Origin of the sequence: Pistricoccus aurantiacus (assembly GCF_007954585.1) — a bacterium.
GTDB lineage: Bacteria > Pseudomonadota > Gammaproteobacteria > Pseudomonadales > Halomonadaceae > Pistricoccus > Pistricoccus aurantiacus.
Window position 1 is genome coordinate 192,405 of record NZ_CP042382.1, and the last position, 18,013, is coordinate 210,417.

Below are 18,013 nucleotides of genomic sequence, written 5' to 3' on the forward strand. Positions count from 1 at the left end.
AGGTGAAATATTACGATGACACGACTTCTCGATTCTCGCCAGCGCGAGATATCGGACAATATACAAAATCCTGTTAAAACCCTCGAAAAGTGCTGATGCCAGCACCAGGCGACGTTCCGTATTGACCGGATCGAGGGGGATGGCCATGCTCAATAACACCCGCTTGAAGGAAACCGAGCCATGAGCCATTACGCCCCTCGGGAGCAGCTTGCCACCCATTCAGTGACCAATCAGCCGCCGCTGCCGGCGGATCAGAACTTCTTTACCTTGGATATTCCTCTGCGCGAGGCACTGCAGCGCGAAGCGCCGGCTTGGGTAAGCGAGCGCCTTGAACCGCTAGGCGCTCAGGTGGGCAGTCGTCATGGTCAAGCCCTGGGAGAAGCCGCCAATCGTCATCCGCCGGAGCTCAGACTGTTCGATCGCCATGGACGCCGTCTGGATGAGGTCGTCTATCATCCCGCCTACCATGAACTGATGCATCTGGCCTGCGATCACGGCTGGCAGGCGGTGGCCTGGGAAAAGGAGCATCAGGGCGGCCATCAGGCGCACCTGGCGGCGCTGTACTTGCTGACCCAGGCGGAACCGGGATTTTGCTGCCCGGTCACCATGACACACGCCTCCATTCCGGCGCTGCGACGCCAGCCCGAGGTCCATGAACGCTGGGCACCCAGGATACTGGCCCGGGGTTACGATGGCCGCGCCGTGCCCGTGGAAGACAAGCCCGCGGCGACCATCGGCATGGCAATGACGGAAAAACAGGGCGGCAGCGATGTGCGCCTCAACACGACTCGGGCGGAGACAGACGGCGAGAACGTGCGCCTGACTGGCCACAAGTGGTTCTGCAGCGCCCCGATGTCCGACGCCTTCCTGACCCTGGCCCAGACCGACGCCGGTCTGGGCTGCTTTCTAGTGCCGCGCTTTACCCCGGACGGCGAGCGCAACGCCATCGAGATTCAGCGTCTCAAGGACAAATGCGGCAACCGTGCCAACGCCTCCGCGGAAATCGAATATCGCCGCGCCTGGGCCCAGCCCATCGGCGAGCCGGGTCGAGGCATCGCCACCATTCTGGAAATGGTTCAGCAGACCCGCATTGACGCGGCCACCGCCCCCGTGGGCATGATGCGTCAGGCTTTAGTAGAAGCCTGGCATCATGTGCGCGGCCGCCAGGCCTTCGGCAAGTGTCTGGCGGAGCAGCCCTTGATGCGGATGGTGATCGCCGATCTGGCTCTGGAGGTCGAAGCCGGCGTAGCGCTTTGCCTGCGTATCGGTCGCGCCTTCGACACTCCGCATAGCGAACGGGATCGCGGCCTGGCTCGACTGCTGCCGGCGCTCGCCAAGTACTGGCACAATCGACGGGGGCCGGGCTTCATGGCGGAGGCCATGGAATGTCTGGGCGGTGTCGGCTACGTGGAGGAAACGCCCCTGGCGCGGCTGTACCGTGAGGCGCCGGTCAACTCGATCTGGGAAGGCTCCGGCAACGTCATCTGTCTGGACGTGCTGCGGGTACTGGGTCGTCATCCGGAGAGCGTCGAGGCTCTGCGCGCGGAACTGAACGAGGCTCGGGGCCGGCAGCCGGACTACGATCGAGCGCTCGAAGAGCTTGAAACGCGGCTTAACGCCTCGCCGGATACGCTGGCGCCGCAAGGGCGCTGGATCGCCCAGCGCATGGCTCAGTGCCTGCAGGGATCGCTGTTATTACGTCATGCACCACCGGCGGTCGGTGAGACATTTTGTGCCAGTCGTCTCGGCCAGACCGTCAGCCCTGCCTATGGCATCCTGCCGAACGGGGCGCCCTTGCAGGACATCCTGGCGCGCATTCTACCTGGATGACGTCTTGGGGGAATTCAATAAGTTAAGCTCAAGCTGAACTGTTTATTGCTGCCGTCTCAATCACTAACTTCGATAAAGGAAATATCACCATGCGTTTCAAACCCACCTGCCTGACCGTTCTGGCCCTGACTGCTTCCCTGAGCGCCGGCGCTGCTCTGTCCCAAGAGTTCCAGCTCGACGACCTGCATGTCGCCAATCCTTTTGCGCTGCCTGCGCCTCCTGGCGCGCATAACGGCGCGGCCTACGTGGCGATCAGCGTGGAAGGTGACAGCCCGGCGACGCTGGTCGGTGCCACCAGCCCGGTGGGCGACAGGGTCGAGATTCACGACATGGTCATGGAAGGCGACATGATGAAAATGCGCCGAGTGGACAAGCTTACCGTCGAGCCCGGCGACACCTTGATCATGCGCCCGGGGGGCGGCTATCACCTGATGCTGCTGGGCCTGCAAGAATCGCTGACGGAAGGCGACTCCTTTCCGATGACCCTGGAATTTGCCGAACGCGGAGAGCTCGATGTAGAAGTGAAGGTTCAAACCGCGGAACAAGCCAGCAGCGATGCGGATGAGCACTATCATCAATAAGCTCAGGATTCGCTGGAGCGACAGACACGGCGTCAAGGCGAGTCATCGACCGTTTCGAGACGCTCCAGGGTCAACTTGCGCCCGTTATCCAAGCCGAACCGGCCGACAACCCGTACCTCTTGACCGAGGTACGGCGCAATCTGCTCCTGGGGAAGTATTTCCACCCGGTTCAGGTCTTCATCCTCGATCCAGTAATGTCGCGGATTGTCGAAGCTACGCACCACGCCCTGAGTCGCCACCAAGGCGTTCTGGTACTCCGCCTGCTGGGAAACCAGGACGGGAAGAGGCACCTCGGCGGGCCGCTCTTCGCCGCAGGCCGTCAGCGCCAAGGTCAGGCCAATCAAGACAAGCCAATATCCACCACATTTCATGGACTGCTCCCCTGCTATCGAACCGAACTGTCGTTTCGTGACCGCTTGAGACTAGCGCCCTAGCCTAATACCACACGCAGCGCCAGGGCTAGCAGAACAACGCCGGTAGCGCGATTGATCCAGTGGGCGCGCCGCTGCAACCAAGGCAACACCCGAGAATGGGAAAGCGCCATCGCCACCAGCACATACCAGCCGCCGTCGATCAGCATGGCGGTGGCGACAATCAGCGCCTTGGCAACGAGATCCATCCCCGGACTGACGAACTGGCTCAGCAGGGCGATGAAAAACAGGATCAGTTTGGGATTGCCCAGCGCCACCAGCATTCCGTCTCGGGCCGCCTGAATCGGCGTGGCGGCGGCCCCCTGCGCCTGCAACGTTCCGGCACGCCCGGCGCGCAGCGCCTTGACTCCCAGCCAGGCGAGATAAAGCGCCCCAAGCCAGGTGATCGCCTCGAACAGCAGCGGATTCCGGGCGATCAGCGTGCCCAGCCCCCAGACCGTGAGCAGGGCGTAAAAACCCACGCCCAGCGCATGGGTAAGCGCCGTGATGACTCCGCTCAGACGTCCGCCTCCCAAGGTATGTCGCAGCACCATCGCCAGGCTGGGCCCGGGAGACATCGCGCCCATGGCACATACCGCCGCCAGGGAAAGCCATAGAGTGAACGGCACGGGAGAGCCGCCTAGCGGTGAAACTGACCGGCACGCTCAGGCTGCCAGAGAATGGCGTCGATACGCAGCTTCGTATCATGGCCGTCCGGCAGGGTCCAGTCGATGATGTCGCCGATACGCAGCCCCAGAAGCGCCGCGCCAATGGGCGCCATCACGCTGAGCCCGTCTTCCGTACCGGCCAGGGCATGGGGATAGACCAGGGTACGAGTCAGCTGCTTGCCACGGTTGAGATCGGTGAACTGCACCTGGCTGTTCATGCTGACCACGTCTTCGGGGATATCCTGGGGCTCGATGACCTCGCCGCGTTCCAGCTCGACCTCCAGAGCTTCCGCCACCGGCATGTCCTTGTCGCTGGCGTTATCGATCAGGCGCTGCAGACGCTCTGCATCCAGGCGGTTGATGGTGATGATCGGACGTGACGACATGAATCCTCCTTGGCCGATCATCCAGGATCGGCGCAACCATTATGACGAACAATAAAACAGTCCCTCGCCCGGGGGAGCGAAGGACTGTGTATGAATTCATCATAAGCCTTGAGCGAACGCTTGGATAGGCCCACCCTTTTGATGCGACGTCCTCACCATGGACCAGCCTCGATGTGGCTTGAAGGATGAATGGCTCGTTCCTTCTTGTCTTGCCGCCAAACAGATGGAGAATTTTAATATTTCAATAACTAAATAACTAATATTATTTCCATAAAGCTTATTCTTGGGGTTCTATCTGGCTCAGCCAGGTTTTAACCCATTTTTGTTCCTTACGTCGTGGCATGCGGAGCGTGGTAAAAGTATCGGGTATAAGCAAAGTTTCAGCACCGCTCTTGCCCAGATTGAATTGTCGGTAAAACCCAACAGGTTTGTTCTCGCTGCCGTAAACTGCCACGACACGGATTTCAATATAGTCGACTTCCTCACAGGAAATACCATCCTTGTCCTGCTCTTTTACATCATTGTCCAGCACGAACGAAATGATATTGCGAAATTTAGAGAACAGATAATACCCCCCGGCACTTATCGGTCCCTGAAAGGTAGAGATACCCGAGTCATCCTTGCTTCCCTGTGTACCCTGCAGGCTATCGGTAATATCGGAAACATAGGTTTTCTCATCGACTCCCACTACACCGATGACGCTCGTCATGTAAATCGCCTCGGAACTCATGTTGCTGATCAAGCAATGAGAATCGAGGTTCTTGCCCGCACTACGATTGACGATCAACTTGGGACGAGTTTGTCGCGAGTAGTTGGCATACAAAAGCTGCGCGTAGAACAGCCACACGAAAACCGTAATGATACCGGTGATAGCACTGATGGCGCCGCTATTTTCATTCAACCACTGCATGAACATGAAAGAGTCCTTGGGCGAATAAATTTTATCAAGTATAGAGAAAAGCGAGGCTGATTTGGATCACATAGCATAACTTGGCTTCCTAGACCCACCTGGTTAGACCGCACACTTCATTAGCCGTTTATCTATTTGATGAGACCACTATCTTAAAACCGAAATTTCAGCGCTTAAACCACGCCATAAACAAAACTGAAGCATACAAAACTCGACGATTGATACAACTCGGTTACCTGGCCGGTGGATTTTGTTAATTATCAAGCGCAAAATTTAACACAAATATATAGTGATAAACTCACGTTTAATGATAACTTCCTTCGGCTTAATTATTTGCTGATACCAGCAATCATTAATTGAATTTAAACTAATAAAAGGATTAAAGGCATGCCTGCCTATATATGCAATATTTATTGTCTTAAAATAGCGACAACTTTATGAGGCTTCCTCCTATTCCTTTCTCTTTCCATATCCCTTCTTGTTTTACATTATAAAAATGAGGCCTCTAACAATGCGATCCAAGCACATCCGTAAAACGGATATTTCCACGGTAATTCTGCACTGGGTATTGGTCATTACCCTGTTTTTCAGCTTCCTGACCGGTTTTCGTATCGCTACGGACAGTCCCGAAGAGAACTGGGCACAAGCCATCAGCGGTATTCTTCTTCAAGGTGATGTTATTCAATGGCACAGCTGGTCCGCCATGGCATTGGGTATCGTGATCATTGCCTATATCACCTTTCTGCTTCGGGCGCGGCTGCACAAGAGGATCGCTTTCGATGCCGAACAACGCCGTCAGCTGAAAGCCGGCGATCAAGACAAACGCCTGAAAGCGCTGAACGTGCTTATCTATTGGATTTCCTTTTTCCTGCTTGGCGCCGCGGTGATCACCGGCTTGATCCTGTATTTCCTGCCAAGCCTGCTGCCTTATTGGATCGTCAGCAATACGCACCAGGTACTTGCCTGGCTGATCGTCGCCTATGTAGCACTCCACGTCATCGCTCAGTTTGCCCAGGGCGGCGTCGCTCAGCTTCTGAAGATTCTCAATCCAACTCGCGCCTACGGGGCGGCGGCACTTACCGCCATCGTCGTGGCGGGCCTGGGAGCGGCGAGTCTCTACGCCCTCGACCGCAGCGCCGTGGATGAGCTTCCCGTATTGCAAACCGACGCTGCACCGACCATCGATGGCAAGGCGGACGACGAGGCCTGGAACGATGCCCCGGCGGTGACGATCGCCACCAGCCGTGGAGTCAATACCCCGGAAGGAGAAGACGTCACTGTGCGCATGGTGCACGACGACGACACGCTTTACACCCTGTTCGAATGGTCGGACACGACTCGCAGCCGCAAGCATCTGCCGCTTGAGAAAACCGCGGAAGGCTGGCGGGTGATGCAATCCCAGTACGGCATCAACGACGAAAACGATTTCTACGAAGACAAGTTCGGCGTCATGTTCGCGACGAACTCGGCGATTGCCGGCGCGGGCACGTCGCACCTCGGATCACAGCCGATCGATGGCAAGCCGGCACCGGCCAACGGTCGCGGATTGCACTACACCACCGATGAATCCCTGGTGGACGTCTGGCACTGGAAATCCGTGCGTACCGGCGCCATGGGCCAGATCGACGACAACTATTTCGGCCCGCCGATGGAGCCCAATCCGGAAAAGGACCGCTATACCGGCGGCTATACCCAGGATCCCAAGACTGGCGGCGGCTACTCGGAAAATTGGGAAAAGTTCGATACGGATATCATCACACCCAAGCGCCTGCCCAAGGATCCGCGGATGATCGAGGAACTTCAGCATGTCTCGCTCGACCCCGAGAACGGCGATAGCGAGAGCGACATCTTCTGGATGGCCATGGAAGATACCGTGCCTTATAGCGAAGCGGCGGATGACTATCCGGTCGGCACCATCATGCCCTCGGTGCTGCACGAAGGCGCGCAGCAAGGCGATCGAGGGGACGTGCATGCCAAGGCGCAATGGAAGGATGGCCGTTGGACCCTTGAGGCGGAGCGGAAGCTCGATACCGGCTCGAAGTTCGATTTCGCGCTGAACGACGACACGCCACTCTACATGTGGGTGGCGGTATTCGATCATACCCAGACCCGGCACAGCCAGCATTTGCATCCGGTGCAGCTGGTTCTGCGCTGAGCCCGACGGCAAGCCTTGCTCCCCGAACCTCGACGAAAGGTAAAAAAAAATGACGTCGAAGCAGATCAGCATCGCCCAGTGGCCACATCCGCTGACGGCAACCAAAGGCACGCTACTCGACACGGCACTCGAGGCTGGGGTGCCCTACCCTCACGAATGCCGCGCCGGGGAGTGCGGGCGCTGCAAGACGCAGCTGCTGCAAGGAGAAGTTCGTCATACGCCTTACCTGGCGGAGGCGTTGAGCCGGGAGGAACGCGAGCGGGGGCTTGTCTTGGCCTGCCGCTGCTATCCCAGGACGGATGTGCAGGTTCGCTGGCTTGAAGACGCCGCCGCGCCAGCTCCCTTTGCCCCCCGCAAGCAGATCGCTCGCGTGCACGGGCTGGACCGGGCCGCCTCCGCCGTAAGTCGGGTGTGGCTTGCGTTGAATGATGGCCCCATGGATTTCGCCGCGGGCCAATATGCGCGGCTGGGGTTCGACGATCTGCCGGTGCGCCCCTATTCCATGGCAAATAAAGCCGGGAATGACCTGATGGAATTTCATATCGGCCATCAGCCGGACGGGCACGTCAGCGGCCATGTAGCGAAGCATCTACGCGAAGGGGACCGCGTTCATCTCGAGGGGCCTTTCGGCGATGCCTATCTGCGTAAAACCCATTCAAGCCGACCCGGCCCGCTTATCGCCGTGGCCGGGGGGACCGGGCTGGCGCCGATGCTATCGATACTACGCACCGCTCTGGACGATCAACCCGAGACACGCGCTCAGCTCTATTTCGCCGTCCGGGATCACGAGGGTATCTACCTGGAAGAAGAACTGCTGAGGCTTGCCAAAGCGCATGCGGGTCTAAAGATAAGGATCCTGCTCTCACGCCCGGCTCGACCCGGCGCGGGTCACAACCGTCTCGTCCAGACCGGCTCCGTGCTGGAAGCCCTCGACGAGGACTTCGATTCCCTGGCGGACTCCTGTCTCTACACCGCCGGCTCTCCGCGTCTGGTCGGCGCGGTCAAGGCACTGGCAACGGCGAAAGGAATTTCACCGGACGCCCTGCATTGCGACGCCTTCTGGAGTGCTCCCGTACCGCCCCGAATTCGTCAGCGTAAAGGGCTGACGAACCGCCTGGCACGGCTATTCCGCTCCTGACGCGAAAACCGGCGCTGTTCTCATGCCTTGTCGTTCAAGGTTCCCAGGTATACACCGCCGGGATCGTCCATCAAACCGTTGTGACCGAACGCCGAGATTTTACCCTCCACCTTGGCACCGAGGTTCTTCCAGGTCAGGTTCGACGGTCCGCGATGCAGTTTGGCGTGAGTTTCGATATTGCCCACGTAACTCAGGTCGAAGTACTCAGGGCTGGTGCCTTCACGAATTCGAAACGCCAGGCCCGATCCCAGTCGCAAGTTGGCAAGACCGGCGCCACGCAGATTGCCGCGATAATTCACCACTCGCGTGTTCTTTCCGTGGGTATGAAAAATTGATCCGCTATTCACATTGACATTGCCAAACTGGTAATTCGGCTGCCCTTCCTCCATATCGAGCATGAAAAGATTGCCCGTGCCTTCGGCATGAATCATACCGATATCCACGCTCAGCGTGCGGGCGGACAGCTCGATGTGATTCTGCTGGTTGCCTTCGGTGGTCAACATGCGGATGCGTAAGGAATTGGCGCAACGAAGATCCACGTTGCAGCGCGGGGTATTACCCTTGTGCGAGATGGTGTGCAGGTTGCCGATATCGAAGCAGTTGACCTTTTGCTGAAGATGCCTGAAAGGCGGGTCGAAGGTGGCGAACCCCCTCTCGCGGAAGTGGAAGTTGGTCACGCCGTCCGCAATGGAATTCCAGTGGAAAGTGGTACAGATGCCCGTACCAAAACCCCAGGTGGTGATGTCCTTCAAGGTCAGCCAGGGAATATAACGTCCATAGATGCCGAAATCACACTTGTTCGTGTCGTCGATCAGCACGAATCCCTGCAGCACCTGACCGAACACCCGGTCGCCATCCGCTTCCGGCGTCTGCAGCCGGATGCCAGTTCTGCGGCCCTTGCTGTCCACGTACATCGGAAAGCCTCTGATACGAATATGCGGTGCATACATGCCCCGACCCTGGCCGTAGCACACCAGCTTGGCTTCTCGCATCGACATGTCGATGCCGCGGGTTTCGTAACGGCCCCCGGGGGTCAAAAGGCAGGGCAGCCCGTCTTCCGCCGCCGCGGCGATGGCGTCGTTGAGGGCCTTGGTCGAATCCCGCCCTTGTCTGACGCCATAATCCTTTTCCGCATCCACCCCCACCAGATGCGCGATATTCAGCATGGGTCCCTGATGGATGGAGCCTTGATTCTGGCTCTGGCTCTGGTTCATGGAATTCTGGTTTTGATCCACTGAACCGGGGTTCGGCCATAGGTGATCGGGAACCTCTACCCAGCTGTCGGACGAAAACGGCTGTGCATCGGCGGCTGTCGGGGAGACCTCCGGCGAGCCGCCTTCCTTGGCTGCCGCCTTCACGGGATCGGTTACATAATCAAGCAGGTTCCGCAGGATACCCATTGCAAATCATTCCTTTCGTTGGATTTCGCATCGATCGAGCTGAAGCTCTCCAACCCGACGATGGCGCAAAACCTTATGGATACCGTAATCGATGAGAATGTAAAGCGTATGGGGGAAAACTCAAACCGATCCAGGAAACGGGACCAGGAGATAGCTGAAAAAGAATGAGAACTAGCATCTAAGGAAGGATGATGACGATGGCCGGACTCGCACCGACATACTGTTTCCAGCGGCGTCCCCATACGCCTGCAGCGCTCCCTTGGGGATTCCGAATCCCCTTTCCCGGCCGGCACGGCGGCGATTTCAGCACCCTTCATTTTAGGCATTGACTTTCTAACATAAGTTAACTAAGCCTAGATATGTAGTCCTGTGTTTACGCGGTCTATAGGCCGCTGTATACGGAGTACATGCCATGCCGCTTCCGTCGAAGGCTGTTTCATTCGAGCGCGCCGCTCTCCCCGCAGGTTTCAAAGCGGAGGGAATGGTCAAAACGCGCCAGTCGATAAAATCACCGGACGGGCCGATCGTCGATCCGATTTCGGGGCAGCGTTTCGTTTGCCTGGACGACCCTGACGACATCGATGCCCGGCGCATGCGCAACGATCCCGCCAAAGCCTTACTGCTCACCCACCTGCGTATCGTATCGCCGCGGTCTGGCCTGCCCACGATTGGAGCCGATGGCGCGAAGCTGATCTGCCGAGACGTCCAGATCAAAAAGGGCAAGCGCCTGGTCTTTGCGTGGCACTTCATGGTGTGGGGCGACCTGCCGTGGAACGACTTTGCCTGCTTCGAAGCCATCCCCGACTATCAGGACGATTACGGCCTGTCGCTGCACGTGCTCATGGATCTCGCGGAGCTGGCCAATGGCGGCGCCCGGGCCAGCGGCTGGCGACTGTCGACCTGGACGGCCAACGCCGACTTTTCCGGCACCCTCGAATGGACCGTAGCCAACGGCCAGGTCATCAATGATCCCACTCTGATGCAGCCTGCGGTAGAGGCGTTTTCGAACCCGCCGGCGCTGCTGATCGACGATATTCGCGTGCTGGGCTGAACTCAACGGGAGGGTACGGCCATGCCAAAGTCACCCAAGATTGGAACGGCCGGATGCCTGCTTCTGTTAGCCCTGACGCTTCTCCTTGTCGCCTGCACGCCCCAGGACGAGCAGCCACAAGTTCGGCGGGTTGTCGCCGACGTCGTCGCCATCAATCAGCCCATTCAGTACAACCGGTTCGGCAGCATCAATCCCTGGGGCATGATGTACGCCCTGCGACGAGACACCGTCGGTACCGAGCCCGGTGAGGCCGTCCTGCGCGACGGCAAGCGACCGCGGCCGCTGGTGCTGCGCGTGACCGAAGGCGACGAACTTGAAATCCGCTTTCAGAACCTGTTGATGCCTTATACGGCAGACGACGATGCAACAAGCGAACTCGCCGAGTTACAAGCGGAAGAGGCGGCGACAGAAGCGGCGGAAACAGCGGCGGCGGATGAGGGTTTCACCGTTCCGGACCCGCCCAATGACCCCCGCACGCGCCGCGCAAGTATCGCGGTCGTCGGATTGACGAACCTTGACGGCAATGATGCCGTGGCAACCGGGCTGGTGGGCGTCGAGCCGGGCGGCCAGGCCGTATACCGCTTTCGTGCGGAAAAAGCCGGCGCCTATTTCTTCTCGAGCCTGGAAGCGATGGCCGGCGGCGAGGGTAATGGCGGCTCCCTGACCCACGGCATGTTCGGCATGGTGATTGTCGAACCCGCCGGCAGCCGGATGTATCGCAGCCAGGTGACCGCTGCCGAACTCGCCTGCGCGCGCGGCGCGGGACCGCAGGATTGCGGCGTGGCGGACGCCGGGCCGGGCTGGCTGGACTATGAAGCGAAGGACGCGGCCGGTGTGCCGATACTCAACATGCTTCAGGCGCACGACGATGGCACCCATGAAATCGTGCACAGTGACCTGACGGCTATCATCGTCAATGACGAGGCAGCCGGGCGGGTCGGCCAGCCCGCCACATCGCTCGCGCGCAACGGTTCGACGGCGTGGCGCGAGTTCACCGTCATGTTCCACGACGAGCTGAAGACTGTGCACGCGGAGCCTTTCTCCATCTTCAACGAACCGCCCGCCGGGGACGAGGACGCCGCGGCGCGTCACAAGCAGATGGTCGGCATTCGCGACGGCTTCGGGATCAATTACGGCGCCAGCGGCATGGGGCCGATCCTGCTCGCGAACCGTTTCGGCATGGGGCCGGCGAAGGACTGCGTCGACTGCGCCTACGAGGAGTTCTTCCTGCAGAGCTGGGCCAACGGCGATCCGGCGCTGTTGGCGCAATACTTGGACGACCCCAGTAACGTCTACCACTCCTATCTCGGCGACCGGGTGAAGTTCCACAACGTGCACGCCGGGCCCAAGGAAACCCATGTCTTTCACCTGCACGCGCACCAGTGGCTGTCGCAGAGGGATTCCGGCGACGCGAACTACCTCGATTCCCAGACCATCGCGCCGTTCCAGGCATTCAGTTACGAGATCTATTACGGCGGCACCGGCAACCGCAACCTGACCCCCGGCGACTCCATCTTCCACTGCCATCTCTATCCGCATTTTGCGCAAGGCATGTGGGCGCTCTGGCGGGTGCACGAGGTCATCGAGGATGGCTCCCGGCGACTGCCTGACGGCGGCGGAATAGCGGGCGATGAAGCCGTGGCCGGCATAGGCACCGATCCCGAGACCGGCGCCACGACCGGCGGAACGCCAATCCCCGGTCTCGTCCCGCTACCGGGCCAGGCGCTGCCGCCTGAACCCACCTATGTCGCCGAGGCGGGGGACGAGGCCATGCCCGGCTATCCGTTCTATATCGCGGGCAAGGCCGGCTTTCGCGCGCCGCAGGCACCGCTGGACATCGCCGAGGACGGCGGCTTGCCCCGGCATCTGACGCTGGAGGGCACGCGCACGCTCAAGCCGCTCGAGACCGCCCTCGACGAGGCGGACATGACCTTTCCCATCGAGACGGTCAAGCTCGAAATTTTACCCCAGGACGGTACACCGCTGGAAAAGGCGGCGATGGCATTCCATGCGACGCCCGGCGGCGTGCTCAAGACAAAAAGCGTCGACGACCTGGACGACGCCAGCTCCTCCGCCGCGAATTTCCTGGTCAACGGCTTGCCGCCGGCGCCGGGAGCGCCCTTCGCCAATCCCTGTCCGGTCGACACGGACAGCGCCTCGCACTGGATCAACGGCCTTCCCTCGCTCGCCGTGGACGCGGATCCCTCGACGCCCGCTTTCGATGAACGCCGCTACGACGTCTCGGCCATCGAACTCGAACTCGTCGTCAACAAATACGGCTGGCACGACAAGCAGGCGCGCATCAACGTGCTCGACCGGCAGGTCGACGAGTACGAAAATCGCACCCGCGCGGCGGATCCATTCTTCTTCCGCGCGGCTTCCGGCGAGTGCATCGCCTTTCAGCATACCAACCGCACGCCGGGCCACACCTCCAAGGATGCCTTCCAGGTCGCGACGCCGGTCGACGTCATCGGCCAGCATATACACCTGGTAAAGTTCGACGTCACAGCGTCCGACGGCTCCGGCAACGGCTTCAATTACGAAGACGGCACGCTGGCGCGGGACCATATCGGCCACCTGCTCGAGGCCGCAAACGCGCCCGGCGGGACCATCGACTGGTCGCGCGTGCCCGGGGACGAGCGCCCGCTGGCGCTCAAGACCGACGGCGGCGAACCGGTCTATCAGTCCACGATGCAGCGCTGGTGGGCCGACCCGCTGCTCGACGGCGAGGGCCAGGATCGCACGATCGCGACGGTCTTCACCCACGACCATTTCGGCCCCTCGACGATCCAGCAGCATGGGTTTTACTCGGCTCTGCTGATCGAGCCTAAAGGTTCGCAGTGGCTGAAACCCGACGGCACGCCGCTGGCCGACGCCAAGGGGCAGGCGGTCGGCACCCAGGCCATCATCGTGACGCCCGAAGACGCAGAGGTGACCGACAATCTCAAGGGCGCGCGGCGAGAGTTCGCATTGGCGGTGGCGGACTTCGCGCTGCTCTACGACCACAACGATCGCCCGGTGGCGCCGCCACAGCGCCCGGAGGCGATCTCGGTGGATCATCACGATCCCTATCTATTCAACTACAAGCACGAGCCCATGCCGCTGCGCATCGCGACCAGCGACGGCCCGGGCAGCTGGCGGCAGAAATCCGGACCGCAGGGCGACATGGCGCGGGTCTTCGAATCGGATATCCACGCGCGGCCGGTGGATCCAACGATTGACGAACGCCGCAATCACGCGCCGGGGGATCCCTCCACCGAGATATTCGAAGCCTATGACGGCGACCGCGTGCAGGTGCGGCTGATCCAGGGCGCGCAGGAAGTGCAGCACGTCTTCACGGTCAACGGACAGCGCTGGAAACGTCAGCCCGCGAAGGATGAGGATATCTGGGTATCGAGCCAGGAAATCGGCATTTCCGAACATATGGAAATGGAAATGCAGGTGCAGCCGCCGGTTCTGGGTGATGCGAACAAGCTGACCACCGACTACTTGTATCACGCGGGCACCGTCGATGCCCTGTGGAACGGCGCCTGGGGCCTGATGCGCAGCTATGCCGACCCCGAGACGGCGGACCTCGCCGATGCCACCGCGGGGTTGCCGATGCGTTGCCGCCTTGCGGTCCTCGGCGGCAGTGCCGGTACCAGCAATGATCCTGCCTGTGCGGGACGCGTTCCGGCGACAACGGAAGCTGAAGCCAGCGAGCTGCTGCCACGCATCGAAAATTTCGAGGGTCTCGCCAGCGGTAACGGCTTCCGTCCCCCAGAGGTCACCGCCCGCCTGTTCTGCGTCGAGGCCGTGCAGGGGCCGCTCGTCTACAACGACCTGGCGCGCATCGCCGACCCCGATGCCGTGCGCTTCGTGCTGAGGCGCACATTCGTGAAAACACTCGACGCCAACGATCCGGTGCCCGCATGTCCGACCGGAACGCTGCCCGCCCCCGCCGGCAGCACGGAGATTCCCGTTGCGGCCGATACCGGCCGCCCACTCGTGCTGCGCATGCGCGCCGGCGAGATGGCCTATGTCGGTCTGACCGGTAAATTTGCTGCGCCGCTGGCGCCCACCGAGGGCAACGCGGTGCTGCCGCCGATCGTCTCGTGGACAGAGGATGGCCTCAATGTCGCGCAAGACCGGCTGACCCCCAGCAATACCATTGGCCTGCACCCGTCGCTTGTTTCCTATGCGGTGCGCACCGACGACGGCGTGCGGGTCGGCAAGAACATTGCCGCCGGCGCCGGTCTCGCCTCGCAAACGGCGGGGACCGGCGGCGTTGGGCCGGCCATGTCTGCCTGGTACGGCGGTCGCATCGAAACCCGCCGCTCCGGCGCGACCGCGTCCTTCGATTGGATCCCTTTCACGAGCCAACGCGGCGTCGTGACGCCGCTGTCCTCGATGGCGGACCCCATCCGGCATCCGGTCATGGGGCTTGTCGGCGCGCTGATTATCGAGCCGGAAGGCGCCGAGATCACCTCGGAGACGGAAGGCGGCACAGTCGCGACGATCTGCAACGACGAAGAAGACTGCTTCCGGGAATTCGTGCTGGTCTACCAGGACGGCCTCAACCTGAAGCAGGAGGGAGAAGCCATACCCGACTGCCATGTCTGCGACGACAGCTATGACAGTGGCGATATCGCGCTCAACTACCGCAGCGAGCCCCTGTGGGCACGCCTTGACCTGCCGCGCCAGCAAGCCGAGGACAATCCCGAGACGGGCCGCCCGCAGCTTGTCGACCTCAACAGTCACGACACCCCCACCTGCTTCCTGCTGCCCGACTGGAAGCCGATCGCGACCCCGATCTTCAAGGCCGAACCGGGCGAGCGGGTGGTCATTCGCGCCGTCCATCCCGGCGGCCGCGCGCGCCAGCGCACCCTCGTGACCTACGGCCACAGCTACGCGGATCTGACGCTGCCGAAGTTTGGCTCGCCATCCTCCAGCCTGCTGGCGCCGCCGAAGGCCATCAGCGCCGACCTCGGTCCGATCAAAGAGGGATTGTGGCTCTACCGCGACGGGCCAGCTTATTTCGTCGCCGGCGGCGCCTGGGGGTATATCGACGCGCGTACCGATGAGCAGGCGGCGACATGTCCATTGCCCGACGCGTCCTGATCCTTGCCCTTGCGGCAGCGCTGCCGGTTGCAGCGGCAGCGCCGGTCGAGGACGAGCGGGTATTGAGCGTTCAAATCACTGGCGACGAGGGTCCGCTCGCTGCCGGACAGCCTGCGACGGTGCATCTGGCCGCGCGCGATCCGGCGAGCGGCTACCCGCTCATCGGCCTGCAGCCGGCGCTGTGGCTGGTGCCCGCAAGCGAGCGGATGCAATCGCAGGACTGTGCGGTCTGGGTCAGCCGCCTCTATAACGCGCCGGTACCGCCGCTCGGCGCGATCGACCTCAATGGTTTCGACCTGGTCGAAGCGACGGCGGATGGCCGGCTGGCCCTGGTCGATCCGCAGCTCAACCTCGCTACCGCCAACATCAAGGCGATCGAGACGCTGGGAGAGGTGCCCGTCGGCTGGGCGATCGACGAGCGCGGCGATGTCCTCGCTGCCGCCTTGCATGACGCCCGCCGCGTCGACTTCCTCTCGATGGAACCGTTCCGGCGGGTGCAGAGTGCGGACCTGCCCGCCGCCCCGACGGGATTATTGGAACATGGCGACACGTTCTGGGTACCGACCGACGACGGCAGCGTCATCCAGTTCGCCGCTGACGGTCGACAGATGAGCACATTCGCGGTCGGCGATGGACACGTTTTCGCTGGACTTGCGGGACGCGATGGGCTCTACGTTGCAGCGGCCGACGGCCGCGGCGCCTTCCTGTCCGGGACCGGGGCGGCTTCCCGCTTCGACCTGCAGCAACCTGTCGCCGCCACAGCCTTCTCCGCGTTGGCGGATAGCCTGTTCGCGATCGGCGCGGACGGCGATGTCCTGCTGCGCGTGGCCCGCGACGCCGTGACCGCGCCCAGGATGCTGCCGCTGTCGGGCAGGATACGCGCGATCACCGCCGATCCGGCGGGGCGGTTCATGGCGCTCGAGGCCGCCGACCGGCTGTCGGTCACCATCCTTGATACCGAGAGCGACCGCGAGCGCTGGACGATCGACACCCGTGACCCGCTGATCGGCATGCAGTTCAGCGACGAATTCCTTTACCTGATGCACGAGCGCCAGGGGGGCGTGACGCGGGTGCTGTTCGATCCGGAGGGCGGTCCGCCCGGGGTCGCCGCGATCGCCGCCGGCTCTCGTTCGGACGCCCTCCAGCGTGCGTCGATTCTGCCCATGATGGCCCGCATCCCCGAAGTCGGCATGATCGTGGCGAGCACCCGCGACAAGGCCGCCTACATGCTGGCGGAAGACGGGATGCAGGCCGCCATGTCGTCGCTGCCGCTGAAGGCGGGCGTGCCCGCCGGGATCCTGCTGCGCTATCGCGGCCTGAGTCCGGCGGCGATGCCAGGCAGCTACGAGGTGTCGGTGGTGCCGCGTTATGGCGGGCCGCATCTCGCGGTGGTGCGCATCGAACAGCCGGATCTGGTGCACTGCGCCCGCGTCGAGGTGGCCGGACCGCCAAGACCGGCCGCGCTGAAAGATGACGAGTCCACGGCCGTCCGCGTCGGCCTCGTCGTCGCCGGACAGCCACAAGAGGGCCAGCGCCAGCTTCGCTTTGCCTTCACAGGAGACCTGCCCAAGACAACGCTGCCACAGCGGGCGCTGCTGATGGACGCGCGCGCCGGCTGGCGGCGCATCGCCACGCGCTTCAAACACGAAGGCGACCAGATCGTCGCTGACCTGGAAATCGCGGGCGCCGGGCCGCTGCGGCTGTTCGTCGAATACCGCGATCCCGCCGGCGACCTGCGCACGATAGCCACAGCGCTGCACGCCAACGAAGGAGGGCCATCCCGATGAACCTTTCTAGACGCGATCTGCTCGTCTACCTGGCCGCGATGGGGGTCAGCGTCATCGCCGGGCCGCTGTCCGCGAAGGGAGCGCTCAAAGCGCCGGTCCGGCTGTACGATGCGGAGCTTTTGCATGCACGAACCGGCGAGTCCATGCACGTGGTTTCCGAGGTCATGCGTGACCGCGTCGTTGCACTGAACTTCGTGTTCACCGCCTGCTCCTCGACCTGTCCACTTCAGTCTGCCTCGCTTGCACGCGCACAGAGCTTATTGGGCGCTCGCATGGGCCGGGAGGTCACCTTCCTGTCGATTTCGATCGATCCTTTCAATGACACCCCGGCTCAGCTCAATCGCTTCGCGGACGCCCATGGCGCCGGTCAGGACTGGCATTTCTTCACCGGCAACGTGGATGCCATCGACACGCTGCGGGAAGGCTTCGATCTGTTCGATCCTCGGCGTGACGATCATCCGCCGGTCATCGCGGTCGGCCGTGCCGATGCGCCGGACTGGAGCCGCCTGTACGGCATTCCGTCCCCCGAGGTCATCGTCGATGAAGTGAATGCCTGGCTGGTTTAGTCGAATTCTTCTCTGCCTTGCCGCCTGTGGG

General features: G+C 61.6%; 13 protein-coding genes. 8 read left to right on the forward strand and 5 right to left on the reverse strand.

The genetic code is table 11. The features are described 5' to 3' along the window. Window positions 1–180 precede the first annotated feature (180 nt). Entirely contained in the window at window positions 181–1,830 is a 1,650-nt protein-coding gene (locus tag FGL86_RS00880) for an acyl-CoA dehydrogenase family protein (RefSeq protein ID WP_147182827.1), read from the forward strand. A gap of 89 nt (window positions 1,831–1,919) precedes the next feature. Further along, window positions 1,920–2,411 carry a copper chaperone PCu(A)C gene (locus FGL86_RS00885; RefSeq protein ID WP_147182828.1) on the forward strand — a complete coding sequence of 164 codons (492 nt, stop codon included), beginning with the start codon at window positions 1,920–1,922 and terminating at the stop codon, window positions 2,409–2,411. A 32-nt stretch (window positions 2,412–2,443) separates the two neighbouring features. Here the strand turns inward: FGL86_RS00885 and FGL86_RS00890 are convergent, their stop codons facing one another. The 4 genes from FGL86_RS00890 to FGL86_RS00905 form a co-directional block, all read right to left on the reverse strand. Then, window positions 2,444–2,782 carry a hypothetical protein gene (locus FGL86_RS00890; protein WP_147182829.1) on the reverse strand — a complete coding sequence of 113 codons (339 nt, stop codon included), beginning with the start codon at window positions 2,780–2,782 and terminating at the stop codon, window positions 2,444–2,446. Window positions 2,783–2,841: 59 nt separating this feature from the next. Further along, window positions 2,842–3,450 carry a LysE family translocator gene (locus FGL86_RS00895; RefSeq protein WP_186764448.1) on the reverse strand — a complete coding sequence of 203 codons (609 nt, stop codon included), beginning with the start codon at window positions 3,448–3,450 and terminating at the stop codon, window positions 2,842–2,844. A gap of 11 nt (window positions 3,451–3,461) precedes the next feature. Beyond that, entirely contained in the window at window positions 3,462–3,875 is a 414-nt protein-coding gene (rnk, locus tag FGL86_RS00900) for a nucleoside diphosphate kinase regulator (RefSeq protein ID WP_147182830.1), read from the reverse strand. Window positions 3,876–4,152: 277 nt separating this feature from the next. Continuing rightward, complete coding sequence (locus FGL86_RS00905; RefSeq protein ID WP_147182831.1) at window positions 4,153–4,791, reverse strand: hypothetical protein; 639 nt, start codon at window positions 4,789–4,791, stop codon at window positions 4,153–4,155. Between the two features lie 505 nt (window positions 4,792–5,296). Between FGL86_RS00905 and FGL86_RS00910 the strand changes: the two genes are divergently transcribed. Both FGL86_RS00910 and FGL86_RS00915 read left to right on the forward strand, forming a co-directional pair. Next, entirely contained in the window at window positions 5,297–6,940 is a 1,644-nt protein-coding gene (locus tag FGL86_RS00910) for an ethylbenzene dehydrogenase-related protein (protein ID WP_186764449.1), read from the forward strand. Between the two features lie 49 nt (window positions 6,941–6,989). Next, the gene (locus tag FGL86_RS00915; protein ID WP_147182833.1) at window positions 6,990–8,078 is read left to right on the forward strand and encodes a 2Fe-2S iron-sulfur cluster-binding protein; all 1,089 of its coding nucleotides are present in this window, start codon (window positions 6,990–6,992) and stop codon (window positions 8,076–8,078) included. A 20-nt stretch (window positions 8,079–8,098) separates the two neighbouring features. Here the strand turns inward: FGL86_RS00915 and FGL86_RS00920 are convergent, their stop codons facing one another. Then, complete coding sequence (locus FGL86_RS00920) at window positions 8,099–9,478, reverse strand: hypothetical protein (protein WP_147182834.1); 1,380 nt, start codon at window positions 9,476–9,478, stop codon at window positions 8,099–8,101. 412 nt (window positions 9,479–9,890) lie between these two features. On the opposite strand from FGL86_RS00920, the gene FGL86_RS00925 reads away from it, so the two are divergent. The 4 genes from FGL86_RS00925 to FGL86_RS00940 are packed head-to-tail and all read left to right on the forward strand — an operon-like array spanning window position 9,891 to window position 17,982. Continuing rightward, on the forward strand, window positions 9,891–10,529 hold the full coding sequence (locus tag FGL86_RS00925; protein ID WP_147182835.1) for a hypothetical protein: 639 nt from the start codon (window positions 9,891–9,893) through the stop codon (window positions 10,527–10,529). A gap of 21 nt (window positions 10,530–10,550) precedes the next feature. After that, window positions 10,551–15,629: a cupredoxin domain-containing protein gene (locus FGL86_RS00930; protein ID WP_147182836.1), complete on the forward strand. Its 5,079-nt coding sequence runs from the start codon at window positions 10,551–10,553 to the stop codon at window positions 15,627–15,629. Further along, on the forward strand, window positions 15,605–17,416 hold the full coding sequence (locus FGL86_RS00935) for a YncE family protein (RefSeq protein ID WP_147182837.1): 1,812 nt from the start codon (window positions 15,605–15,607) through the stop codon (window positions 17,414–17,416). Before FGL86_RS00930 ends, FGL86_RS00935 begins: the two co-directional genes overlap by 25 nt. Beyond that, window positions 17,413–17,982 carry an SCO family protein gene (locus FGL86_RS00940; protein ID WP_147182838.1) on the forward strand — a complete coding sequence of 190 codons (570 nt, stop codon included), beginning with the start codon at window positions 17,413–17,415 and terminating at the stop codon, window positions 17,980–17,982. Before FGL86_RS00935 ends, FGL86_RS00940 begins: the two co-directional genes overlap by 4 nt. Window positions 17,983–18,013: the final 31 nt, after the last annotated feature.